The sequence below is a fragment of the Candidatus Methylospira mobilis genome (assembly GCF_009498235.1).
GTDB lineage: Bacteria > Pseudomonadota > Gammaproteobacteria > Methylococcales > Methylococcaceae > Methylospira > Methylospira mobilis.
Genome location: NZ_CP044205.1, coordinates 3,622,508 through 3,645,467 on the forward strand (window position 1 = coordinate 3,622,508; position 22,960 = coordinate 3,645,467).

Consider the following 22,960-nt stretch of genomic DNA (forward strand, 5'->3'; position numbering starts at 1 on the left):
GCAGGAAAAGCAAACCGGCCCGAAGCTGAAGCGCTGATCGCCTTTTCAGCGCTGCAGCTATTCCGAAGCTTGATTGGCAATACCGTGCGGCACATGACCGGTCGCGACATGGCGGCTGGCCGACTCGCAATGCCGGGTCTGGTCGTCGAAGAAAATATCGGCGCCGAAGGCTTGCAGGAACTCTCCCTTGTCCATCCCGCCCAAAAACATCGCTTCGTCGATACGTATATTCCAGGCGCGCAGGGTACGCACCACCCGTTCGTGCGACGGCGCGCCTCTGGCCGTCACCAACGCCGTGCGTATCGGCGCGTTATCCTCCCCGAAACATTGCTGAATATGATGCAGCGCCGCCAGAAAACCCATGAACGGTCCTCCACTGAGCGGACGATGCGCTTCGGCTTTTTCATTGGCGGTAAATGCCTCCAATCCCTGGAATTGAAAAATACGCTCGGCTTCATCTGAAAAAAGCACGGCGTCGCCATCGAACGCAATGCGTAACTGCGGAGAGTTTCCTCTATGACTGCCTGCGGCCGATGTCAGCAAAGTCGCTGCGGCGTAACCGGCGTTAAGGGTTTTTGCAACATCTTCGGCATTCGCGGAAAGAAACAGATGCGCGCCAAACGCGGGGATATAGGAAAAAGGCGGTTCCCCGCTGGTAAACGCCGCGCGCGTAATTCCGAGCTGATGCTGTTGTATGGAATTGAAAACGCGCAGTCCGGTATCGGCGCTGTTCCTGGACAGCAGGATCACTTCGACCAGCGGCTCCAGCGAGGCCTGATTGATGGCCAACAGCTTTTGCACCAGCGGGAAAGCCACACCCGGCTCCAGCGGTTCGTTTTCGTGCTCAACCTGATAGCGGCAAAATGCCTCCTTACCCTCCGTCTCGAATAAACGGTGAGAGTCATCGAGATCGAACAGCGTCCGCGATGAAATCGCAACCACCAGTTTTCGAGAAAAAGTCATGACGCTACCTTTATGGGTGTGAATCCGGCTACAAACTATCGAGCGGACTGCTTACGCCCCTGCCGCCCTTGTTCAATACGTGGGTGTATATCATGGTTGTCGATACATCGCTATGCCCCAATAATTCCTGCACGGTGCGTATATCATAGCCGCTTTCCAGCAGATGCGTGGCAAACGAATGACGGAAGGTATGCGGCGTAGCCGGTTTGGACAGACCGGCGTCGCGTACCGCCTGCTTGACTGCGCGTTGCACGGCCTGCTCCTGCACATGATGGCGGCGAGTTTCCCCACTGCGCGGATCGGTCGAAAAATGACGCGCCGGAAACGCATATTGCCACCCCCATTCCCGGTTTGCGCCGGTGTATTTGCGCGCCAGTGCAAACGGCAGATACACCGTGCCGTATCCCTGCCGGATATCGTCATCGTGCAACCGGTGCACTTTTGCCAGATGCGTCTTCAATGCATCGCATAAAGTCGCCGGCAGCATGGTCACGCGATCTTTCCCGCCCTTGCCGTCACGGATCAAAATTTCGCGCCGTTGAAAATCGATATCCTTCACTCGTAGACGCAGACATTCCATAATGCGCATGCCAGTACCATAAAGCATGCTGGCAATCAGCCAGTAGGTTCCATCCAAACGCGACAGCACAGCCTGAACCTCTTCGCGATTTAATACTACCGGCAAACGCCGGGGCGTTTTGGCGCGCTCCACTTTGTTCAGCCACGGCAGTTCCAGCGCCAAAACCTCCTTGTACAGAAACAGAATCGCGCTTTTTGCCTGATTCTGCGTTGAAGCCGCCACCTTTCCGGCGACCGCCAGATGCGTTAAAAACTGTTCTACATCAACCGCGCCCATCTCGGCGGGATGCCTTTTACCGTGGAACAGGATAAAACGCCTGACCCAGTCGGTATATGCCTGCTCGGTACGTATGCTGTAGTGCTTCAGACGGATTTTATTCCGCACTTGATCCAGCAGTTTTGGCTCTGCAGGCATGGGCGGAATTGACGCATTTTGCATTTCTATTTAGGGTGTGCTAAATTCGGTTAAACCATTGAAGACAGGCATACTTTACATGATAACAGGCGTGATAGACAGTATATTTACGCGTCGGATTGCGTCATATCGGCCTGCTACTTTACGTTGGGCGCTAAAACCATGATCTCCGTTGGTCGCCGTATTCAGGAAGCAATCGACCATATGGGTAAAGGCGAAACGATGCTCGCTCTCACCCCTGCATGCATTGCTCTGGACGTCACGTCCCAGCGCCATGCTGGCCTGAAACGATCAAGCCGCTCAAGCTTCAAACGGTTCGTTCAAGACAATTTGTGGTTGATCACCTATGTTGGATTCCCAGGCCTCATGGCTTCAACGGTGCGAGTTCCCTTTGTTCACCCTGACGTTAAGCCAGATGCGGCTGGCTGTGTAGGCATTGAAGACATTATTTACCACGTCATACGATGCTCCCTCATTCACTCCGATGAGAAGGATTCGAAAATCAGATGGAACGACGCCATTGCTCTCGGGCTAGATCAAGAAGGCAATCTTGTTCTGAATAACGGGTTGATTTGGGGGCTTGTGAGCGCCGTTGTCTTCTCACCGACCAACAAAACAGAAACCGTTCCAGACCAGTATTGGCTTCAAGTCGGCATGTTCAGAATGTTCATTTCTGAGTTATGGGGGCGCATTGATCTTGCGAAAAGATTCGTCAAGTTTCACACAGGCGTCGATGTTCCATAACGCGCCCAACCCGGCAGTCAACCGGACCTGCGCAAAAAGCCGCGCAGGCCGGTTACTTCTACGTTAGGCAACGGCTAGTCGCGTGAAATCAATCATTGAATAGGGTAAACTTCTTTTGGGCGATGGAGTAATGGAAACTCACCTTACCGTGAGGTAAGGGTCTAGTAAGGTTCGATTCCTTACCGCCAAAAGGCATTCGCAAAAAGTGCCTTTTGGCGGTGCGGGGTAATTATGGCTACGAGTAATCATAAACTATATCGGTTTCATGTAAAAAATATCCATTCAATTGAAATTGCGCTTAATAACTCAGCATTAGCGGCAAGAAAGGCAATTGCAGAGCAGAATAAGCCCGCGATTGAATCATTCGTTAGCCTTAACTCGTTTCTGCTCGGCGCATGGACTGAAAACCGTCTGCGTAAGTTGCTCCATGAAGAACCGGGCCTTTCTGACGCAGAAAGAGCATTAGTCAAAGCGGAATCATCTCAGCTTGAAAAGTGGAAAAAACTTATTGAGGTAGCATTTCGCAAACACTACACGATCCCTCACGCAGAGCTTAATGAATCAAACCTTCCGTTTACTGCCGCTGCACGCTACAAAGTATTGAATGAAATATTAGGCAATGACTTGAGAAGCGTAATAGAGCTAAGAAATAAACTTGCGCACGGACAATGGTTTTATCCCCTAAATAGTGAAGAAACAGGGGTTGAGGCAGATAAATTTAATCTATTAAGAAAAGAAAACTTACCCTCATTACAGTATAAAAAGTCATTAATAACCAGCTTAACCGATATTATTCATGACTTGGTTGTATCGCCTGCAACCTTTGAACGAGACTTTGACAAGAACTATAAGCGTATTAGCAATACTCGTAACAATTTGAACACGCGCAACTATGAAAATTATTGCGACAAACTAGTCGAAAAGCGGATTAAAGGCGTAGAACTTAGAAAAAGCAGCACAAGCACAAGAAAAATGGCAATAAAAACTCCTTGTTTATTTCTCCTCAAGGAGTTTTTGTTTCGGTTGTTTGGGCGTTAGAAATTATGCTGGCTTTCAAAGTTGCTGGACATTTCGGCCTAACGGAGCGTTCGAGGCGGACGCGCTTGACAACTGGCCTGTAATGGTTTAATGAAGCCGGACACTTCGAAAGGCAGATTTTATACTGTCAGCAGAGGTGAGCATGAAGACAAACGAGAAAAAACACAAGCGCCCCAAATACAGTCTGGAATTTAAGCAAGATGCCGCCCAGCTGGTTCTTGAAAAAGGCTACAGCCTGAACCAGGCTGCGGACCATTTGGGCATATCATTAAGTGCCCTCGGGCGCTGGGTTCGTGCGGAACGCAAGCCTTCCGGCAATGACTCCGCGACGAAAAAGCCAGGCTTGAATCTGGGGGATCACGATGAATTGATTCGCTTGCGCAAGGAAAATGAACAGTTGCGAATGGAGCGCGAGATATTAAAAAAGGCCGCAGTCTTCTTTGCGAAAGAAGCCGAATAAAGTACGGGTTTATTCAGGTGCAACAGAAGACGTATCCAGTGACCGTGCTCTGTCGAGTGATGCAGGTGAGTACCAGTGCGTATTATGAGTGGTTAAAAGCCCGACAGGACAGCGATAAGGATCAACAAGATCAAAAGCTTGCCGAGAAGGCGAGGCAGATTTTCATCGACAATAAACAGTGCTTTGGTTCGCGTCGTTTAGCGGATCGACTGCAAAAACAAGGTTTTGTCGTTGGGCGTTTTAAAACGCGGCGCATCATGCGAGATTTAAACTTGAAGGTGCGCTATCCCAGGCGAGTTAAGGTCACCACCGATAGTAACCATAACGAGGCCATTTCGCCCAACCGCTTGGACCGGCAATTCCAGGTTGGCAAGCCCAATCAAGTATGGACGACAGATATCACCTACGTGTGGACCCTAGAAGGCTGGCTTTATGTCGCGGTGGTCATCGATCTGTTTTCCCGGCAAGTCGTGGGCTGGGCGATTGATGATCACATGCGGGCCTCGCTGTGCGTCAAGGCCTTGCAAATGGCCTTCTGGCGCCGCAAACCGCCACCCGGTCTGTTGCATCACTCGGATCGTGGCAGCCAGTATGCGAGCAGGGAATATCGCCGGCATTTAGACGTGATGAAGATGGAACAGAGTATGAGCCGCAAAGGGAACTGCTGGGACAACTCGCCGACCGAACGTTTTTTTCGCAGCTTGAAGCATGAGCAGCTCAACTACGAAAAATTCAAGACCCAAGCGGCGGCAAAACTGAGTGTGATCGATTATTTGGCTTTTTATAATGGCCTTCGACCACACTCAACATTGGGCTACCAGTCCCCACTCGAATTCGAGCGGGAATTTTATAGAAACGCTGCCTGAACAGGTGTCCGGTTTTTGTTGACCATTACACCATCCGTTCGATAACAACGACCGGACGATCTGCCGCCGTTACCACCGCCTCAGATTGCGGGCGCGCCGCGCGGATATCTCCGCGCCAGGGAGCGGGCAGTTCTTGCAGGCGTTCCTCTCCCAGGCGCTCCGAGGGACGCACTTGCGTGGTGCCATGTATGCGTTCATTGGCTACGTCTTTTAGCCAGCGTCGCACTTCAGCATTGGCAGTGACCACGTCCAGCGTCAGCCCGGACTGCTTGAGCTGTGCCACCAGCGGAACATAAAAAGAGCGGCGCAGATAGCCGTTGAAACGCTCGACTTTACCCTTGGTCCTGGCGCGATAAGGGCGACACAGTTTTATAACGAAACCGCAATGCCGCGCATAATCGAGAAATCCAGCGTGGAAACGATGCTCACCTTCACCCGATGCGTCGCGCTCCAACACCACCGTCTTCATGTTGTCGTAAAGAGCCCGTTGCGGAATACCGCCAAAAGAGTCGAACGCATGGTTATGGCACGCGATCAGCGTCTCCACTTTCATGTCCGTGACGAACTCGACAAAGCTGGCTCGACTGTAGCCCAGCGTTGCGCAGAAGGCGTAGAGCGGGTTACTGCCTTTACGAAATTCGACCCAATCGACCTGCATCTGCTCGCCCGGCACCGTCTCAAAGCGCACCACCGGCTCTGCCGCGCATGTGGGCTTGAGGCTATGCAGGTAGGCACGTAGCTGACTTTGTCCGCCGCTATAACCCAATGCGGCTATCTCTCGATACAACACCGTCGCCGGTATCCAGGCCGGTTGCGCCGCAGCCTGCCGTTCCTGTAAATACGCTTCAAATGGCGAAAGCTTGGTAGGGCGCTGCTTTTTGCGTTCGTATCGGGGCAGGCTATCGCTTGCAAGATGACGGCGTACCGTGTTGACCGCGCATCCGGTCTCTTCGGCAATCTTGCGTAAACTCAAGCCGTGTTTTCTCAATAATTCAATTTCCACATACACCTCGTCAGTGATCACGGCTGCGTTCCAAATGCAGCCGATCTTCTCAATTCGGTGTATCAGTTTTCAATCGGCACGCTGTATCAATTTACATCCGGCAGTGACAAGAAAATCGAAAGCTATCGAAAAAGCGTCCAGATTTTGAGGGGTTCAATAGCAACGAAGAGCGATTTCTGTATGAAGCAAAAGGTACGTGCCGACTCGAAACAGTAATTCCTACCATTGAGAAAGCAATCGGCCAGGTGAAGAACTACCCTGAGCCAGCATTACGAAAAATCGCAATTGCCTCATATTTCTGTAACAATCCGAGGGCGTTTCCCAGCTTCTCATTCTTCGTTGATCCTGAACTCCCAGACATCGTCCCGCCAGATAGAGATCACGCGCAACAGCTGCACCTTGAGAAAGTCCTTGAGTTCGCTGGCTGCAAAAGCTCAGCAAGTTCTTACCTGAAGTATTTGGCAGCTAAGTTCACGCTTGAGAGAAAGATTGCATCTGAGTACCCCGACATGATTGCTCGTTACGCTCCTCCAACTCGTGGGGATAGCAAGATTGAGGCGGCCTTCGATGAATTTAGAGGGAGTTTTGAACGCGAAACAAGTTCGCTAGAGACGGTTTCCGAGGGGAATCGCCGCTACCAAGTACAACGCCGCATCGTCACTATTGAGGACGCGAAGTACGAGTGCGTTGCGGGAATAGATTCCCAAGTCATTGCCGCCATTTCAGAGGACGTCGAGTTTGAAAAGATTGAGTCAGTCAGCTACAGCGAGCCAGATAATGCCTTTAGCCAATTTTCCGACGGCACGATCTTTCGGCTCCGCAGACTTCGCGGCTAACCCATCATTCCACCGGACGCTGCGCGATAAAGCCGCGCAGCGCCGGTGAATTCAAACGTGTGTGCCGTGCATGGCACGAAACTAGTCGGGTGAAAGTCCCGATACCAGGTTTACGCAGAGCCGAAGGTTAGCCAAAGGGCAAGGGCGTCGTCGCGAGGCGGGGTCTGGAGGAAGTCCAAGGCGAAATCGCGGGACGATGAACAAAAACCGGAGATGACGCGTGATACATTCGGGGCAAATGGGCACGTGACCATAAAGCCCTCCATCTGCGATAGGGATGTATTTTGTAAATCCGGCGTCTACGCGAGGAAAGTTTCGTGTCTTACCGCGGGAGGCCTGCCCGGTGTGCGGCAAAGCTGCACTGAGAAACGCGCAAGCGATTCTGACCGCCGGGCAGGAGTCAGCCGAGGGCATAGTAGGCTGGTTGGCCCCAGTCGAAGGCCCGAACGATGAACGACGAGGGTATCGAGATGAAGAACAACGGGATAGCATCTGACAACCGGCCTGAGCCGGGCGCGGCCCAGCCGTGCGATGAACCCGGTGTTGGAGAGTCTGGAATATCCGAGTCCGCAAACCCTGTCGGATTGCTGGAACGCGTGCTTGCACGCGACAACCTGCAGCACGCCCTCAAGCGAGTCCGCCAGAACAAAGGCGCGCCGGGAATCGACGGCATGACCGTCGAAGAACTCCCGGTCTACCTCAAACAGCACTGGCTGGAAATCCGCGCGCAACTGGTAGCAGGCGTGTATCGCCCCAAGCCGGTATTGCGCGTGGAGATACCCAAAGCCGATGGAAAAACCCGACCGCTGGGTATACAACGGCAGTGGACCGCTTTATCCAGCAAGCCATTGCGCAAGTTGTCAGCGCGCAATGGGAACCGCACTTTCACCGTCACAGTTACGGCTTTCGTCCCGAACGCTCGGCCCATCAGGCCGTGCGCGAAATACAGAAGCAAGTCCGCGACAGCTACCGCTGGGTGGTGGACATGGACCTGGAGGCCTTCTTCGACCGCGTCAACCATGACCGGCTGATGAACCGTCTTCAACGTCACGTACCGGATCGAGCGCTGTTGCGCCTGATCAACACCTACCTGAAAGCGGGCGTGCGCATCGACACCCTTACCGTACCGACAACGCAGGGCGTGCCGCAAGGCGGGCCCCTATCGCCGGTACTGGCCAACGTGGTGCTCGATGAACTGGACTGGGAACTGGAGCGCCGCGGCCACCGTTTCGCCCGCTATGCCGATGATTGTAATATCGTCGTCAAAAGTCGGCGAGCCGGTGAACGCCTCATGCTCAGCCTGACGCACTGGATCGACAAAACACTGCGGCTCACAGTGAATGAACGAAAAAGTGCGGTGGACAGGCCATGGAACCGGAAATTTTTAGGGTTTACGCTAAGCCGGGGAGATGCCCGGCTCAAAGTGTCGGAACCGTCACTGGCGAAACTCAAAAACCGGATTCGCGACCTGACGCGTCGAACCCGAGGCCGCCGCTTGATCGACATCATCGCCGAGCTAAGAATCGCCCTGCTTGGTTGGAAAGCGTATTTCGGCATCGCCGAAGTACTGAGCCCTCTGCGGGAGATCGACAAGTGGATACGACGCCGACTGAGATGCTACCAGTGGAAACAATGGGGGAGCGCCGGATATCGGGAGTTGCGCAAACGCGGCGTAACGGTGCGGGAAGCCTGGAATACCAGCAAATCCGCGCACGGACCATGGCGGCCATCGAAAACACCGGCGTTGAATCTTGCGCTGCCGGCGAAAACGTTCAGCAACATGGGGCTGCCATCTTTATGCGTTACGCGCTAAAGCATGGCAGAATTGTCGATCATCGAAACGCCGGATACGTGACCCGTATGTCCGGTGTTGTGGGAGGGAGGGGCCGCGAGGCTTCTTCCTATCCCGATTAGACTTTTGTCCGGCAGTGACGTATAATACTCTCATGCATACAGTTGCCGAAACCGAAATTTTCCGACATTACGCAGCCTCAATCTGGAGGGATGACGAACGCATCAAGTTCATCAACTGGATTGCCGCCAATCATCTATCGGGTGATGTCATTCCCGGCTCCGGCGGTTGCCGCAAAGTGCGCTGGACGCGCTCCGGTATGGGTAAACGTGGCGGGGCGCGAGTGATTTATTTCAACGATAAAGATGGCTGCATCTGGTTGTTAATTGCTTATGCCAAGGCAAAGTTCGACAACTTGCCAACTGAATTTCTTGCCAAACTTAAAATCGAGGTGGAACATGGATAAGGAGCTGGAGCAGTTTCAAAACGATTTGCTGGCGTCTGTCAGACAGATGAAGGCGGGTGAAGCCGCGCGCATAACAAAAATAGATATATCTCCTATCGTTACGGCCCGAAACGCCTTGGGGTTGTCACAATCCAGGTTCGCTGAACTTTTAGGGGTCTCCAAGCGCACCTTGCAAGAGTGGGAACAGGGGAGGCGCACACCAACCGGGGCGGCCAAAACGCTTTTGCGTGTCGTGGAACGGCACCCAGACGTACTTAGGGAGCTTGTAGCGTAGTTTTTTGTATTTTGACTCGTTGCAAAATTCAGCGTTGCTGACTATTGCTGGCCTAACCCCTCATTCCAGCGAACTTCGCTGACGCTCGCTGCTGAATTCAAACGTTATGCCTCATGATTACCTCAGTTGTTCCTGACACTTGGCAGGCACTCCAAACGGAAGTTGGAAAATTGCTTACTGAGCGTGGCTTTGCTGTTGAGGTTGAGAAGACGATGGCTTCCGCTCGCGGCGAAATTGAGATAGACGTCTACGCCGTTGAGAATGTGCGAAGACGCAGATACTCGATTGCATGCGAATGCAAACATTGGCAGCGCCCGATTCCCCAAACCGTGGTGCATGCCTTCCGCACGGTCGTATCCGAGATCGGTGCCAACGTTGGCTACATTATTTCGATGGCAGGCTTCCAGTCCGGTTCTTTCCGCGCTAGGTTCTGTTGACATTAGCACGCGCCACCAGTGAAGCTGGAACCATTTCGAAAATGGCTGACCGACTCGAAATTAGCGCCGAAGACTGGAACGTTATCTATCCCATACTGGTGAAACATCGGCATGTCCGATCGACGTCCGAGGAACAGTGCCGGGCCTTTCTGGTTGCCGTTCTGCAAATTCTTCGATCGGGATCGCAATGGCGTTTGCTGCCGGAAGCGCATGGCAAGTGGAACTCCGTGTTCAAGCGTTTTTCCCGCTGGAGCAAGCATGGGGTTTGGCAGTCGCTGTTCGCCGGATGCATCCATCATCCTGATTTGCAAAGCGTGTTTATCGATTCCACCATCAACCGGGCTCATCCCTGCGCTGGTGGCGCGGCGGGCAGCAATGCCGAGGATGAAGCCTTGGGACGATCGAAGGGCGGCTTTACTACCAGGATTCACGCCATCACCGATGCCTTGGGGAATCCCCTCGAATTCTTACTGACCGGAGGGCAGGCCAGCGACATTGGACAGGCTGAAACCTTGCCGGCGCTGACGCCGGCGGGTGCGCGTGCGTTTGTCGGTGACAAAGGCTATGACAGCGATGCGCTCGTCCAGGCCATCGTAGCGAGAGATATGAAAGCCGTCATTCCTCCGCGCTGCAATCGAAACAAGGTACGCGAGTGCGATTGGTTTATTTACAAAGAACGCCATCTGATTGAATGCTTCTTCAACAAAATCAGACATTACCGACGAATATTTTCGCGTTTTGAAAAAACAGCTCGCAACTACATGGCCTTCCTTCACTTCGTCTCAGCTCTCATTTGGTTGCGGTGATACGTCAACAGAACCTAAGCGTTAACTGGAAACTTTTCCACGCCCATTAGTGGAAACTTTTCGAAGCCGGTTGACAATCAACTTATATTCTCGCCAAGTCGTAGGCTGGTCTATGGCTGAACATATGCGCACTGCGTTGGTCAACGGTGCCTTTTTGATGGCGGCTTGGAAGCGTAAGCCGGAAAAAGGCCTGATCTGGCATACCGACCGCGGCAGTCAATACGCATCGGAAAGTCATCGGATGTTATTGAAGCAATACGGTGTTCGGCAAAGTATGAGCCGTAAGGGGAATTGCCGGGACAATGCCGTTGCGGAAAGTTTTTTTCATACGCTCAAAACAGAGCTGATTTATCAGGAAAACTACAAAACTCGGGAGCAAGCCAAGCATATTTGAATATATTGAAGTCTTTTATAACCGGGAGCGGCTTCATTCGGCCAACGAGTATATGTCGCCAGTGGACTACGAATTGCAGTTTAAAACTGCTTAACTTTGTGTCCGGAAAAGTGTTGACACATCACTCCAGTCTTCGGCGCTAATGTCAAGTCGGTTAGCCATTTTCGAAATGGTTCCAGCTTCACTGATGGCGCGTGCTAATGTCAACAGAATCTACAGCCCGGAACTTAATTTGATCGAAATACTTTGGAAGCATGCCAAATACCATTGGCGTGACTTCACTTCCTGGACGCGAGATACGTTGATTCAGAATGTTCAGGGACTTCTGAATGACTTCGGCACAAAATTCCATATATGTTATACATGATCAATTATCAGCCGCAAATGGACAGGGTTGCCGCCGTCCGATCGTCATGCAGAGTAAAACCGTATCATATTGCGCCCTGCCGCTTTTGCCTGATACATCGCCCGGTCGGCGCGATTGATAATGCTGTCCAGGTCGATGTCCTGATCGTTAAACATCGCTACGCCGATACTGGCGCTGCAATAATGCTCGAGTGCGCTCGTGATACGGTCTTCCCACTCGACATTCAGTACAAATGGCTCGGCCAGCATGGCGCGAATTTTTTCCGCAACCATGCCGGCTTGCGTTGAAGAATCCTCTCGGTATTCTAGCAGCTCCGTAAGTATGACCACGAACTCATCGCCGCCATAGCGCGCCACCGTGTCTATGGCGCGCACGCAACTACTCAAACGATGCGCCGCTTCCACCAATAGTCTATCGCCTGCCGCATGCCCGCATCGATCGTTGAGCGTTTTGAAGTTATCCAGATCCAGAAACAACAGCGCACCGTATCGGCCGCTGCGTTTACTTAAGGAAAGCGCATGGGACAGCCGATCGTATAACAAACGGCGATTGGGTAATTGGGTCAATGCATCGTAGAAAGCCAGTTTGCGTATGATTTCCTCGGACTGCTTGCGCTCGGCGATATCACGCACAACCGCCTGAACAACGGCTTTCCCGTCCAGCTCCATCGCATTCAGCAACACCTCGGCGGGAAATGTTTTATCGCTATCGACCCGCTTATGCATCCATTCGAAACGGACGCTGCCGTTTTTCATCGCCGCGGCGATATGCTGGTTTGCCAGTATCCCGGAATCGGTTCCGCACGGCTGTTCCGGCGAAGACAGATCGGCAAGCTGTTTTGAGTAGAAGTATTCCAGTTCAGTGCCGCCAAACATAGTCAGCGTCGCTTTGTTGCACTTGAAAAAGCCGTTTTCATCCAGCAGCATGACTGCGTCGCTGGTCGAGTCGTAAAGGGTACGGAGCAGGATTTCCGAGCGGCGTAACTCTTCTGCAACCCGCTTGCGCTCGGTAATGTCGCGCGTGATCCCGAGCAGTCCGATCGGGCGCCGTTTTGCATCGCGCATCACGCTGACCGTTGCATCCACCCAGATAATAGAGCCGTCCTTGCATGGCTGCTCCAGCTCCATGGAATGCTGCATGACTTCGCCATAGCGCCAGAGATAGGCGAGCGCCAGATCGACCTGTTTGGCCGATTTCGCGGTAAAGGAAGCCGCTATGGTTTGCCGCAGCGCCTCCTCGACGCCGTAACCGCGCAACCGGGTAATAGATGGGCTGACATAAGTGAAATGCAGAGCCTTGATGTCGAGAATCCAGATTACGTCGTGAGTGTTTTCCGCCAGCAGGCGATAGTGTTCCTCGCTGATATGCAGATGGCGGTTAAGACGAAAAATATAGAACGCCACGCCACCCGCCATCAACGCAAACACCAGCACTCCGCCCAGAGTCGCATAAAGCCAGGTAAAATCGGGCGGCTGGTTCGGGTCGTACAAGAAACCTTTAAAATCAAAATCCGGCCGCATCATCCCCTGTTCCGCGCAGACCTCGGCGATACGGCGCCAGCGTCCGGGGTTCATGTGCCCGATTTCCACCAGCTCCGGCAGCAGCGGAATCATTTTTTCCGCTTCGAAGCGCAGGTGATCGATGCTGTGTTTTTGACCGTAACCGCTGTAAATCAGTTGCACGATCTCTTCGGGGTGCTGCATGGCGTATTCCCAACCTTTCAGGCTGGCGGCCCGAAACGCTTTCACGCGCTCGGGGTGATTCTGTATCTGCGCTTCGGTGGTGAACAAATTATCGCCATAAAAATCGATACCCGCGGCGCGTGGCGAGAATAAATTATAGGCGACGCCCGCTTTTTTCAGGGAGAACGGTTCATCCGTTACATAGACCGACATGGCGTCTGCTTTGCCATGGAGCAGATCGTCGATGTCGAAGCTATGGGGCGCCACAAGATATTTGCCAAAACCCAGTCCTTCGCTTTGCAGATAGGCAATCAGCTCGGCGGAATGAGATTCTATCATCAGTTTTCGCCCGCTCAATTCGTGCAGATTATCGATCCCCGAGTCCTTGCGCGTGAGCAACGCCAAGGGCGAATGCTGAAAAATGACCGCCAGCGCTACAACCGGCTTGCCTTGTCCGCGCAGTAGCAGTAAATCGGTGGTGCCAACGCCAAAATCGGCTTTACCGCTCAATACGTTCTGTATGGGCTCATCGCTGCTCTGCGCTTCCCGGATTTCAACATCCAGCCCGGCTTCGCGGTAAAAGCCTTTTTCCGCTGCCGCGTAATAGCCTGCAAACTGGAACTGGTGCGACCACTTGAGCTGCAAACTTACTTTATCAAGCGCCGTTTCGGCAAGCGCTAATGAGTGGGCGGCGAGTAACACTACTATCACGGCAGCACGGCGTAGCGCTGAGCAACTATTTTGCGTATAAAGAACCTTAAATTTCACCGATATCCTCGTTCCATAGCTCAGGGTAATCACGGAAAACTGCCGAATAGGTCATGGTCAAATCAACTTTCCCATTCGTGATGAGCGACACATCGCTCAAGGCTGTTAGCTCGCTGAAAGAAACTCCGCTTTAGCTAAACATTATCATGTATGGAAATCATATGACTACGCACAAAAATATTAATAAAAGAGTTTTTTTGTGGCTGCTGGCTGTTGCAACAGCATTTCCCGTACCGGGGTTAACGGATGTCCGGGCTCAAGATTTCACGCTTGAGCGTGTGGCGCTGGTTCAGCGCCACGGAGTCCGGACGCCGACCCAGGGCCAGGACAAGCTGGACCAATGGTCTGATCTCCCATGGCCGGACTGGCCGGGAACCGACTGGCCGGCACAGACAGGTATGTTAACTGAGCATGGCCGTTTGACGGTAAATTACATAGCCAAGGCTATGCGGCAGCATTTTATCGCGCACGGACTATTGTCCGAAGAAAAGTGCCCTTCCAGTAAGGATTTGGTAGTCTGGGCCGACGGCAAGGATAAGCGTACGCATGAAAGCGGTCAGGAACTTGCCGACAGCCTGGCTCCCGGTTGCGGCATCCAGGCTGGCTATCTAATCCGCGCCGAAAATGACAAAAGCCCCCCAGACCCGATTTTTAATTCACTGAATAGGCCTTGTTTACTGGATATTTCTGAAGTGCAGGCTGCTTTAAATCAGGCTGCCGGACCTGAGGGCATTACTGATGCCGATAGCAGGCGTGCGCTGACCGCCATTCAAAAAATCTTAGCCCCGAACGCATGCAGCAGAGGGGGTTCGAGCGCTTGTCTGGAAGGAGAATCCACTGTCGAGACGTCAACGACGGACATTAAACTTCAAGGCCCGATGCAGATCGGCAGCGCAGCGTCTGAAATTTTTTTGCTCGAATATGCCGAAGGCATGGCTAGGAAAAAAGTGGCTTGGGGAAAGATACCTGACCTGAATACCCTGAGCAAGCTTATGCCCGTTCAAACACGAGCAAACAAATTGACCCGGCAACTGCCTTATGTAGCTGTGCGGCGTGGTTCCCTGATGGCGCGCTTATTTCTGGATACATTGGATGGAGATGCGAGACCATACGGCCCCGAGATATCGGCGGAGACCAAAATTTTGGCGCTGGCCGGTCACGACACCAACCTGTCCAATATGGCGGGTGTCTTTGGTTTGGACTGGACATTGGAAGAACAGCCGGACGCAACCGCACCGGCAAGCGCATTAACCCTCGAACTCTGGCGCGATAAGGAAACCCGGAAGCGTTATCTTAAAGCAGTCGTCTGGTACGCCACGTTGGAAGAATTACGAAATTTGTCCCCGACTGGCGGACACTCGATATCCATTCCTTTTGCCGATTGCGGAGTCGGCATAAACAACTTATGCCCGTTTGACATATTGAAGGAACAGGTTATGAATAAAACCCCTGCTTCCTGTAAACGCTGACGCGGCGGCAGGACCAGCAATCCGGCTGGAAAAGGCTCTCCTGAGCGTAACCTATGGGTCCAAGGCCGAACGAAAATAATTACTTGCCTATCGCCCTGAGCCTGCCGCAATATTCAGCACGTCATTATTGGTACATTTTTAGTTAATTGGAATGAACGACGCCTCGTCAGATGTGAAAAAGAATATGGTGATTAGCACTAATGTTCACAAGCCATTGATTACTGGTGCAGGGTGGAAATCGGCTTGTCCTTATAATTCCAACGCTTCCATTGGTATCCATACTTAGAGATGCGGCGCGGTGATAGTAGGTCAAGCCTATCTGTTGCCGCCTCTTTCGTCTGGCGCTGCCTCAATAGCTGAACCTTAACCCCGTTTCCCCACCCCCTCATCGAACCCATCGGGCCTATCTCAGGCTATGGGCTCTCGGACAAAACATTACGCTTTCGCCCACGGAAAGCTATGAGTTCCTGTCGGCAGATTAACCAGTCCCAACTGCTCATATAGGTATTGGTCGGGGTAGCGCCTTCCTCCATTGCCATGAACCATGAACCTTGTGCTTCTTGCATTACCACCGGCGGAGCCGTCGTGTGACATGGGTATTTATGGCTCTGTACGCGGGACTAACCGGTCCGAGGCAGAAATAGTTTGCCCAGCCCGTCAGCTTCCGGTTCAGCCTTCCCACAACATACTCGGCATCCATATAGGTTCGGCCATTTGTATTGGTTTTGAACTGAGGCCCTTCCCTCCATCGGCATTACTCGACTTCAAAGGGAGTACGGGCATCCCCGCCACCCCATCACGCCCGGTCTGGCCATCGCGGGCTTCCGGTTAGTCTTGCGCTCAACCGCTTCCCGTGTTGCGTCTGCCTTCCTCTTGTATGCATGCTGTCGCCACTACCCCGGCGGAACTGTTCGGTGCGTATTTCGCTCGCTTCCCTCCCAGTAACAGCCTTCCCCGTCATTCAGGCGAGTCGGCTTCCGCATCGCACTTTTCAAGGCCCGCTCAGCGTTTACTCATGTTACGGCCTACATACTCGCCGAGTTGCTTTATAGAACCCTCTACACCAGAGGCTTCAGCCGCTTCGTTACCTCCACGACTGCTCCAGTTGCTACCGGCCGGAGCCAAAGTTGCCGGGCGGGATTCGCACCTGCTGGAAAACAGCGCCTTTGCACGGCGCGCTGAATTTCGGTGCTAATCACCAGGAATATTGTTTGCCGCTGTAGCGGAACGACCGAAGAACAAATCAGTAAACTGGTCGATCATGGGATCGACGACCTGGAAAGCCTGTCGAGAGCTACCGGCGGTTGTTCGGGATGCGGCGCTTGCGACGCCGACATTATGGCATTGCTGGCCCGCCTATCTCCCTGCAATGCCGGGGGAAACCTGCGGGGGAAAACGGTAAGTTCCGCTTCGTTCTAATTATCCTTCAGGCAAGGCGATACGAATAGGCTGCCTTGCCACGCACCGCGGATTGTCCGCGAACCGACTATCAACCAGAGAGTTGCCAATGCCGCCACCAGTGCCACGCCCATAACCGCTAACGCGGGGATCGGCAACAGGGTGGAAAGCTTTAAGGTCGCAACGGCATAGACGCCCAGCGGGAATGTGTATCCCCACCAGCCAAGGTTAAACGGCAAACCTTCGCGCAGGTAGCGAAGCGTGATGAGTACAGCCAGCGCCGCCCACCACAGACCGTAGCCCCAAAGCAGGATACCTCCGACCAGGCTGCCTCCGCGCATTCCGGGCGCGTAGATTTCAAGACCGTTGGCGCTGAATATCTCAGGCGATGCCGCACCCAGCACCAGCAGACCAAGCGCGCCGGTGCCGATAGGTCCCAGCGCGAGCCAACTGGAAGCAGCCATGCTGGCGGGCGGCAGCTTGTGTATCGCCATGCGCAGCAACAAAATCACCAGTATGCTCATGGCCAAAGGCACAGAGCAAGCCCATAGGGCGTAACTGGCGATCAAAACGGTAAGTTGATGTGTCGTATCAGCCAGATGCGGCGCAAGCAGTCCTCCGCTGACGGCTGCAACTTCGGCAGCTACCACCGGAAGCAGCCAGACTGCTGTCATCTGATCTATGGAATGGCTCTGACGGGTAAACATCATGAAGGGAATCGTAACGCCGCAAATCAGAGCGAGAACCGCATCCAGATACCACAGGCTTTGAGCAATCTCAACAGCGGCATGCCCCCAATGCGGCGGACCGAATACCAGAAATCCGTTGATGATGGTGGCCAGCCCCATGGGTATACAGCCGAAAAACATCGAAACCACGGAATGACCGAATATCCGGCGCGCGCCATCGAAAAAAAAGATCCAGCGCGCGGCGTAAAGCGCCAAAAAAAGACTGAATAGTCCGATATTAAACACCCACAGCCCTTCGGCCAAGCTCATCAGGCCTGGAATACGGATCGGCACGAGCGCCAGAGCAAGCGCCAGGATGCCCGTACCCATCGTTGCCGCAAACCAGTTCGGCGTGAATTGGCGTATGACTTCCCGCGGATGGGAAAGCTGCGAAAACGGCCTGAAGCCGGATGGAATTTGAATGAGATTCCGGTTTACCACTGTAGTGTATCTCCAATGTTTTCTTCAACGAGTCCGCGAGTTTTCTGCTGTCAGGGCATACGCATACCCAATCGGGCATGACGGCATACCAATCCGAGGTCTGGCGAGGGGAAATCCGAAAAAATCAGGGTCCGCAGCTCGGACAAGCCGGGTCGCGCCGTAGCGTCAGGCGATGCCATTCGCTGTTCAGCGCATCGAATATCTGTAGCTTCCCCACCGGGGAGCGCCCTATGTTCAGCAGCCATTTAATTGCTTCCAGCGCCTGCATGCTGCCGACGATGCCGGGCAGCGGTGCGACTATGCCGTTGCGGGCGCAGCTTTCTTCCTGCTCGCCGTTCTTGCTGTAAAGGCAGTTGTAACAAGGGCTATCGTTTAATCCCGGCGTGAATACCGCCAACTGGCCTTCGAAGCGGATTACCGCGCCCGATACCAGCGCCGTGGAGGTCTGGACACAGGCGGCGTTGACGGCAAAGCGCGTGGTAAAGTTATCGGAGCAATCGAGCACGATGTCGGCCAGTTCGACCTGTTCCAGCAGTTCGTCCGGTTCAAAGCGGCGATTCAGGGCGATAATTTGCGTTTCCGGGTTCAACTCATGAAGCTGTTTTTGCGCCGATTCCACTTTGGGCAGACCGATAGCCGCGCTGTTGTGCAAGACTTGCCGTTGCAGGTTGCTTAAATCGACGTTATCGAAATCGTTCAGCGCCAGTTGTCCTACGCCTGCCGCACACAAATACAGTGCTGCCGGAGAGCCGAGACCGCCCAGACCGATAATCAATACGCGGGAATCCAGCAGTTTTTGCTGGCCTGCGATGTCGATTTGCGGCAGCATGATTTGGCGGCTGTAGCGGAGTAGCTGGTTGTCTTCCATAGATGCTGTGTGTTTTCGGCGCTGTAGGAGCGGGCTTCAGCCCGCGATTGGTTTATTAACAGAGTTTATTGGTGGGTGGAACTAATCAAATGCCGCGTCAAACACCAATGCTTCTCTTAATGCGGTCGTGGCATAAGCGCCTGCCGGCAGCGTAAAGCTGACCAGCAACTGTTCGCCGTCCTCGCCGTTGCCACCCAGCTCCCAGCCAAATTCGCCCGGATTAATGCGCAAGGCGCGGCGCGCCATTTCCACGTTGTTACGCTCCAGTCCGCGACAGAGTTCTGCTTCCTGCTCCGCAACCGCAGCTTCCAGTTCACGCGCTTCGGAGCGGGTGGGCAGTTCGCCTGTGCCCCAGAGCGGCCCGCTCGGGTGGATTTGGAAAGCGGCTACGCGCTCCAATATTTCCGGCGTCAGCGCGCCGCAAAAAAAACTGTGCGAATCGGGAAAGGTAAACGCGTCGCCTTCCAGCGCCCGGTTCCAGTTTTGCCGGCGCACGCGCTCGGCCAGAATCAGGTTGAAAATATGGCTGCGCGCGGCGGAGAGATAAATGCCGCGCAGATGGCGGTTGCGCGTGGCCAGGCTGCCGTCGAACAGCGCTTTCGCCTTGTCGATGTTTTGTCCGCCGTGTCCGAAGCGCTGAGGGCCGAAATAGTTCGGTGCGCCGTCGCGCGCTATCTGCCGCAAACGCTGTTCCAGCAGCGCCCGGTCAGCTTCCAGCCGTCGGATGCGCAGGTGAAAGCGGTTGCCTTTGAGCGTTCCCTTTTTCAGTTTGCGATTATGACGGCATGCTTCCAGCACGCGCAGCTCCGGGCTGTTCAGTGCCTGCCAGTCCGGGTCCAGTTTGCCGGGCAGATGCACGCTGAACCATTGGCGGGTGCGCGCATGGCGGTCCTTGAGCCCCGCATAACTGACCGACATCCGTGTAACGCCTGCGAATTCGGCGATGCGCACGGCTACATCATCGGTATTTGCGCCGGTTTTTTCCACATCCAGGAAAACATGCTCGCCCTCGCCCGAGGGAGCAAAGCCGAGTATTTCTTCGACCGCAAAGTCTTCCGGCGTTTGTTTCAATATGCCGCTGCCCGTAGCGCCGCCATAGGCGTAAGGCAGATCAATGCCGGTCACTGCGTTGCAACAGTGTAACCGCCATCGCCGAAATACCCTCTCCGCGTCCCTCGAAGCCCATGCCTTCGGTTGTGGTCGCCTTGACGTTGACGCGATCCACGGCGATGCCGAGGTCGTCGGCGATAAAGACGCGCATTTGTGGTATATGAGCGGCCATGCGCGGAGCCTGAGCGATGATGGTGAGGTCGACATTGGCGACGATATAGCCTTGCTCCGCAATCTTTTTAGCCACTTCACGCAGCAATATGCGGCTGTCGATGCCCTTGTAACGATTGTCGGTATCGGGGAAGTGTTTGCCGATGTCGCCCAGCGCCACCGCACCGAGCAGCGCGTCGCACAGCGCGTGCAATGCGACATCGCCGTCGGAATGCGCGGCCATGCCCAGCGTGAACGGTATGCCGACACCGCCGAGTACGATGTGATCGCCTTCCTTGAATTTGTGGGCGTCGTAGCCCTGGCCTATTCTGAACATTGTTGCTCCAGGTAAAAAGCGGCCAGAGCAAGATCTTCCGGCCGGGTGATTTTGATATTGTCGGCGCGTCCTTCGACAATGGCGGGCTGCAGACCTTGCAATTCCAGCGCGCTGGCTTCGTCGGTGACGGCCATACCGGAGCAGGCGGCCTGCTCCAGCGCATTTTTCAGCGCGTGCAGACGAAACATTTGCGGCGTTTGCGCGCGCCAGATCCGGCTGCGATCCGCCGTGGCGAGGATGTCGCTGCCGCTGACTTCCTTGAGGGTATCGCTGCTGGGCGCGGCGAGTATGCCACCCACCGGGTGGTGGCGCATTTGCTCGATCAAGCGCCGGACATCGGATACGGTGATGCACAAACGCGCCGCGTCGTGCACCAGCACCCAGTCGTCCGCCGTGGCGAAACCGGAAAGATATTGCAGCGCCGAGAGCACGGAGTCCGCTCTTTCCTTTCCACCGTTTACTCTCCGGATACGTGGATGAGCGGTCAGCGCAAGCGTTTCCCAATACTCATCTTCAGGACTCAGCGCCACGATCAGCTGTTCGATTTCGATTACCGCCAGCAGCCGTTCCAGCGTATGCGCCAACACCGGTTTTCCGCGTATGGAAAGATATTGCTTGGGTATCGATGCGCCCATGCGTTTTCCCGCCCCGGCTGCGGGCACTATGCCCCAGAATTTCGGGGTAACGCTGTTATTCATCGCTGATTGTGTAGTTTTCGGAAGCAGCATGGTCTGCCGTTGTTGCGGGCGTTGCCGCTTCGGCACGTTGAGCTGTGTGCCTGGGTTTTGCTTTTGGCGCTACGGGGCGGGCAGCTTTTTTGATTTCAGGCGCACTGTTTTGCGGGACAGCGGTTTCAGGCTCCTGCTGCGGATTTTCCAGCACCTGAATGAAGTGCTCGCCCTCGCGTATCATGCCGAGATCGAAGCGGGCGCGTTCTTCTATGGCATCGGTGCCGCGCTTCAGATCCATGATTTCAGCTTCCAGGGCTGCATTGCGCTCCTTGCGCTCGTGGACGCGCTGGGTGAGCTCATCCGCTCGTTGTTTGAGCTCCTCCAGTTCAAGCAGGTTGCTGTCGCCAAACCAGAGCCGGAACTGGAGTAAAATCAGAACAATAATCAGGAATAGAAGCAGTTTACGCATCGCCGCCCAGGCAGTCAGCCCGCAGTTCTGAGCACGGTTTTCCCCGCATAAACCGCGCGCTCGCCCAATGCTTCTTCAATACGCAACAAGCGGTTGTATTTGGCGACGCGATCGGAACGGCTCAATGAACCGGTCTTGATCTGGCCCACGCCGCTGGCGACCGCCAGATCGGCAATGGTGGTGTCCTCGGTTTCGCCGGAGCGATGCGAAATTATCGCGCCATAACCGGCCGCCCGCGCCATCGCAATTGCCTGCAAGGTTTCGGTCAAGGTGCCGATCTGGTTGACCTTGATCAGGATGGCATTGGCGATGCCCTTGTCTATGCCTTGCTTGAAGATCGCAGTGTTGGTGACGAACAAATCGTCGCCGACCAGCTGGATTTTGCCGCCCAGCTTTTCGGTGTGCGATTTCCAGCCGTCCCAGTCGCCCTCGGCCAGCCCGTCTTCGATGCTGATCAACGGGTATTTATCGACCCAGGCGGAAAGGTAGTCGGTCAGTTCCGCGCTATTAAGCTTGCGATTCTCCGCCGATAACTCGTAGACGCCATCCTTGTAGAATTCGGAGCTGGCGACGTCAAGCGCCAGGAAGATATCCTTGCCCGCAGTGTAGCCTGCGTTGTTTATCGCTTCCAGTATGATGCCGACCGCGGCCTCGTTATTGGGCAGGTTGGGCGCAAAACCGCCTTCATCGCCTACGCCGGTACTGAATCCGCGCTCATGCAGCACTTTTTTCAGATGATGGAAAACTTCGGCGCCGTAACGCAGCGCTTCACGGAAGCTCGGAGCGCCTGCCGGCACGATCATGAACTCCTGGACATCCAGGCTGTTGTCGGCATGCGCGCCGCCATTGATGATGTTCATCATCGGCACCGGCAGCACGAACCGGCCTGAGTCGTTCAGCAATTCATACAGGGGTTTTTTGAGATTATTGGCGGCGGCATGCGCGTTGGCGAGGGAAACCGCCAACAAGGCGTTCGCGCCGAGCTTGCTCTTGTTGTCGGTGCCGTCCAGCTCGATCATACGTTCATCCAGACCCTGCTGATCATGACTGTCGTGGCCGATAAGCCGGGGACGCAGGATATTATGGATATTTTCCACCGCCTTGAGTACGCCTTTACCCAGGAAACGGGTTTTGTCGCCGTCGCGCAGTTCCAAGGCTTCGCGCGTGCCTGTGGATGCGCCTGACGGTACAATCGCACTGCCGATACTGCCGGAATCGAGAACGACGTCTGCTTCTACGGTTGGATTGCCTCTGGAATCGAGCACTTCACGCGCTCTGATGTCTACTATTTTGCTCATTTCTGCACCATGATTTGTGTGTTTGACGAAACGGGAGCGGTTTTCCTACCTTGGTGCGGGAGTGCATTCCGTGCCTCCTCCGTTGATGTTGTTTCGTATTGCAAAACAAAACTATCACACATTACATAAAT

Annotated in this window: 23 protein-coding genes and 2 pseudogenes; 13 read left to right on the forward strand and 12 right to left on the reverse strand. The window is 54.2% G+C overall.

Annotated elements, in window-relative coordinates; genetic code table 11:
• Positions 1-57 precede the first annotated feature (57 nt).
• Both F6R98_RS16470 and F6R98_RS16475 read right to left on the reverse strand, forming a co-directional pair.
• Positions 58-963, reverse strand: coding sequence for a 5'-nucleotidase (locus F6R98_RS16470; protein ID WP_153249987.1), 906 nt, complete (start codon positions 961-963; stop codon positions 58-60).
• Between the two features lie 28 nt (positions 964-991).
• Positions 992-1,981, reverse strand: a complete 990-nt coding sequence (locus F6R98_RS16475) for an integron integrase (RefSeq protein WP_153249988.1) — start codon at positions 1,979-1,981, stop codon at positions 992-994.
• A 138-nt stretch (positions 1,982-2,119) separates the two neighbouring features.
• Here F6R98_RS16475 and F6R98_RS16480 point away from each other — a divergent pair, with 138 nt between their 5' ends.
• From F6R98_RS16480 to F6R98_RS16495, 4 genes are all read left to right on the forward strand, one after another.
• Positions 2,120-2,701 (forward strand): hypothetical protein, encoded by a 582-nt coding sequence (locus tag F6R98_RS16480; RefSeq protein ID WP_153249989.1) that lies wholly within the window; start codon positions 2,120-2,122, stop codon positions 2,699-2,701.
• A gap of 231 nt (positions 2,702-2,932) precedes the next feature.
• Positions 2,933-3,739 carry a hypothetical protein gene (locus F6R98_RS16485; protein WP_194269986.1) on the forward strand — a complete coding sequence of 269 codons (807 nt, stop codon included), beginning with the start codon at positions 2,933-2,935 and terminating at the stop codon, positions 3,737-3,739.
• Between the two features lie 142 nt (positions 3,740-3,881).
• A complete protein-coding gene (locus tag F6R98_RS16490) occupies positions 3,882-4,199 on the forward strand; it encodes a transposase (RefSeq protein WP_153249990.1) in 318 nt (105 codons plus the stop codon).
• A 17-nt stretch (positions 4,200-4,216) separates the two neighbouring features.
• Positions 4,217-5,065 carry an IS3 family transposase gene (locus F6R98_RS16495; RefSeq protein WP_265588106.1) on the forward strand — a complete coding sequence of 283 codons (849 nt, stop codon included), beginning with the start codon at positions 4,217-4,219 and terminating at the stop codon, positions 5,063-5,065.
• 25 nt (positions 5,066-5,090) lie between these two features.
• Here F6R98_RS16495 and istA read toward each other — a convergent pair whose 3' ends face one another.
• Positions 5,091-6,089, reverse strand: coding sequence for an IS21 family transposase (gene istA / locus F6R98_RS16500; RefSeq protein ID WP_153249992.1), 999 nt, complete (start codon positions 6,087-6,089; stop codon positions 5,091-5,093).
• Between the two features lie 224 nt (positions 6,090-6,313).
• On the opposite strand from istA, the gene F6R98_RS16505 reads away from it, so the two are divergent.
• From F6R98_RS16505 to F6R98_RS16535, 7 genes and pseudogenes are all read left to right on the forward strand, one after another.
• Complete coding sequence (locus F6R98_RS16505) at positions 6,314-6,904, forward strand: hypothetical protein (protein WP_153249993.1); 591 nt, start codon at positions 6,314-6,316, stop codon at positions 6,902-6,904.
• An 823-nt stretch (positions 6,905-7,727) separates the two neighbouring features.
• Complete coding sequence (ltrA, locus tag F6R98_RS16510) at positions 7,728-8,717, forward strand: group II intron reverse transcriptase/maturase (protein WP_228124926.1); 990 nt, start codon at positions 7,728-7,730, stop codon at positions 8,715-8,717.
• A 133-nt stretch (positions 8,718-8,850) separates the two neighbouring features.
• Positions 8,851-9,162, forward strand: a complete 312-nt coding sequence (locus F6R98_RS16515) for a transcriptional regulator (protein ID WP_153249994.1) — start codon at positions 8,851-8,853, stop codon at positions 9,160-9,162.
• Between the two features lie 46 nt (positions 9,163-9,208).
• Complete coding sequence (locus F6R98_RS16520) at positions 9,209-9,436, forward strand: helix-turn-helix domain-containing protein (RefSeq protein WP_228125258.1); 228 nt, start codon at positions 9,209-9,211, stop codon at positions 9,434-9,436.
• A gap of 113 nt (positions 9,437-9,549) precedes the next feature.
• Complete coding sequence (locus tag F6R98_RS22865) at positions 9,550-9,873, forward strand: restriction endonuclease (RefSeq protein WP_153249996.1); 324 nt, start codon at positions 9,550-9,552, stop codon at positions 9,871-9,873.
• A 41-nt stretch (positions 9,874-9,914) separates the two neighbouring features.
• The gene (locus F6R98_RS16530) at positions 9,915-10,679 is read left to right on the forward strand and encodes an IS5 family transposase (protein WP_153249997.1); all 765 of its coding nucleotides are present in this window, start codon (positions 9,915-9,917) and stop codon (positions 10,677-10,679) included.
• A 76-nt stretch (positions 10,680-10,755) separates the two neighbouring features.
• Positions 10,756-11,167, forward strand: a pseudogene (locus F6R98_RS16535) (IS3 family transposase); the annotation flags it as partial.
• Positions 11,168-11,484: 317 nt separating this feature from the next.
• On the opposite strand, the gene F6R98_RS16545 reads toward F6R98_RS16535, so the two are convergent.
• On the reverse strand, positions 11,485-13,833 hold the full coding sequence (locus F6R98_RS16545; RefSeq protein ID WP_153249999.1) for an ABC transporter substrate-binding protein: 2,349 nt from the start codon (positions 13,831-13,833) through the stop codon (positions 11,485-11,487).
• 218 nt (positions 13,834-14,051) lie between these two features.
• Between F6R98_RS16545 and F6R98_RS16550 the strand changes: the two genes are divergently transcribed.
• Positions 14,052-15,359 (forward strand): histidine-type phosphatase, encoded by a 1,308-nt coding sequence (locus F6R98_RS16550; RefSeq protein ID WP_194269987.1) that lies wholly within the window; start codon positions 14,052-14,054, stop codon positions 15,357-15,359.
• Between the two features lie 565 nt (positions 15,360-15,924).
• Here F6R98_RS16550 and F6R98_RS22870 read toward each other — a convergent pair.
• Positions 15,925-16,062: pseudogene (locus tag F6R98_RS22870) on the reverse strand (group II intron maturase-specific domain-containing protein); the annotation flags it as partial.
• Positions 16,063-16,547: 485 nt separating this feature from the next.
• Here F6R98_RS22870 and F6R98_RS16560 point away from each other — a divergent pair.
• Positions 16,548-16,778, forward strand: a complete 231-nt coding sequence (locus F6R98_RS16560) for a (2Fe-2S)-binding protein (RefSeq protein WP_153250002.1) — start codon at positions 16,548-16,550, stop codon at positions 16,776-16,778.
• Here the strand turns inward: F6R98_RS16560 and F6R98_RS16565 are convergent.
• The 7 genes from F6R98_RS16565 to eno form a co-directional block, all read right to left on the reverse strand.
• Complete coding sequence (locus tag F6R98_RS16565) at positions 16,775-17,926, reverse strand: TDT family transporter (RefSeq protein ID WP_153250003.1); 1,152 nt, start codon at positions 17,924-17,926, stop codon at positions 16,775-16,777. The genes F6R98_RS16560 and F6R98_RS16565 overlap by 4 nt on opposite strands.
• A 124-nt stretch (positions 17,927-18,050) precedes the next feature.
• Positions 18,051-18,794, reverse strand: coding sequence for a HesA/MoeB/ThiF family protein (locus F6R98_RS16570; RefSeq protein ID WP_153250004.1), 744 nt, complete (start codon positions 18,792-18,794; stop codon positions 18,051-18,053).
• Between the two features lie 81 nt (positions 18,795-18,875).
• Complete coding sequence (gene truD, locus F6R98_RS16575) at positions 18,876-19,919, reverse strand: tRNA pseudouridine(13) synthase TruD (RefSeq protein ID WP_153250005.1); 1,044 nt, start codon at positions 19,917-19,919, stop codon at positions 18,876-18,878.
• Positions 19,906-20,391, reverse strand: coding sequence for a 2-C-methyl-D-erythritol 2,4-cyclodiphosphate synthase (gene ispF, locus F6R98_RS16580; protein WP_153250006.1), 486 nt, complete (start codon positions 20,389-20,391; stop codon positions 19,906-19,908). The genes truD and ispF overlap by 14 nt, the downstream gene beginning before the upstream one ends.
• On the reverse strand, positions 20,379-21,119 hold the full coding sequence (gene ispD / locus F6R98_RS16585; protein ID WP_228124928.1) for a 2-C-methyl-D-erythritol 4-phosphate cytidylyltransferase: 741 nt from the start codon (positions 21,117-21,119) through the stop codon (positions 20,379-20,381). Before ispD ends, ispF begins: the two co-directional genes overlap by 13 nt.
• Entirely contained in the window at positions 21,082-21,531 is a 450-nt protein-coding gene (gene ftsB, locus F6R98_RS16590) for a cell division protein FtsB (RefSeq protein WP_153250008.1), read from the reverse strand. Before ftsB ends, ispD begins: the two co-directional genes overlap by 38 nt.
• Positions 21,532-21,545: 14 nt before the next feature.
• Entirely contained in the window at positions 21,546-22,829 is a 1,284-nt protein-coding gene (eno, locus tag F6R98_RS16595) for a phosphopyruvate hydratase (protein ID WP_153250009.1), read from the reverse strand.
• Positions 22,830-22,960 lie beyond the last annotated feature (131 nt).

Coding starts and splice junctions, on each gene's coding strand:
- F6R98_RS16470 (WP_153249987.1), bottom strand. CDS start 963: ATGACTTTTTCTCGAAAACTGGTGGTTGCGATTTCATCGCGGACGCTG.
- F6R98_RS16475 (WP_153249988.1), bottom strand. CDS start 1,981: ATGCAAAATGCGTCAATTCCGCCCATGCCTGCAGAGCCAAAACTGCTG.
- F6R98_RS16480 (WP_153249989.1), top strand. CDS start 2,120: ATGATCTCCGTTGGTCGCCGTATTCAGGAAGCAATCGACCATATGGGT.
- F6R98_RS16485 (WP_194269986.1), top strand. CDS start 2,933: ATGGCTACGAGTAATCATAAACTATATCGGTTTCATGTAAAAAATATC.
- F6R98_RS16490 (WP_153249990.1), top strand. CDS start 3,882: ATGAAGACAAACGAGAAAAAACACAAGCGCCCCAAATACAGTCTGGAA.
- F6R98_RS16515 (WP_153249994.1), top strand. CDS start 8,851: ATGCATACAGTTGCCGAAACCGAAATTTTCCGACATTACGCAGCCTCA.
- F6R98_RS16520 (WP_228125258.1), top strand. CDS start 9,209: ATGAAGGCGGGTGAAGCCGCGCGCATAACAAAAATAGATATATCTCCT.
- F6R98_RS22865 (WP_153249996.1), top strand. CDS start 9,550: ATGATTACCTCAGTTGTTCCTGACACTTGGCAGGCACTCCAAACGGAA.
- F6R98_RS16530 (WP_153249997.1), top strand. CDS start 9,915: ATGGCTGACCGACTCGAAATTAGCGCCGAAGACTGGAACGTTATCTAT.
- F6R98_RS16550 (WP_194269987.1), top strand. CDS start 14,052: ATGACTACGCACAAAAATATTAATAAAAGAGTTTTTTTGTGGCTGCTG.
- F6R98_RS16570 (WP_153250004.1), bottom strand. CDS start 18,794: ATGGAAGACAACCAGCTACTCCGCTACAGCCGCCAAATCATGCTGCCG.
- ispF (WP_153250006.1), bottom strand. CDS start 20,391: ATGTTCAGAATAGGCCAGGGCTACGACGCCCACAAATTCAAGGAAGGC.
- ispD (WP_228124928.1), bottom strand. CDS start 21,119: ATGCTGCTTCCGAAAACTACACAATCAGCGATGAATAACAGCGTTACC.
- ftsB (WP_153250008.1), bottom strand. CDS start 21,531: ATGCGTAAACTGCTTCTATTCCTGATTATTGTTCTGATTTTACTCCAG.
- eno (WP_153250009.1), bottom strand. CDS start 22,829: ATGAGCAAAATAGTAGACATCAGAGCGCGTGAAGTGCTCGATTCCAGA.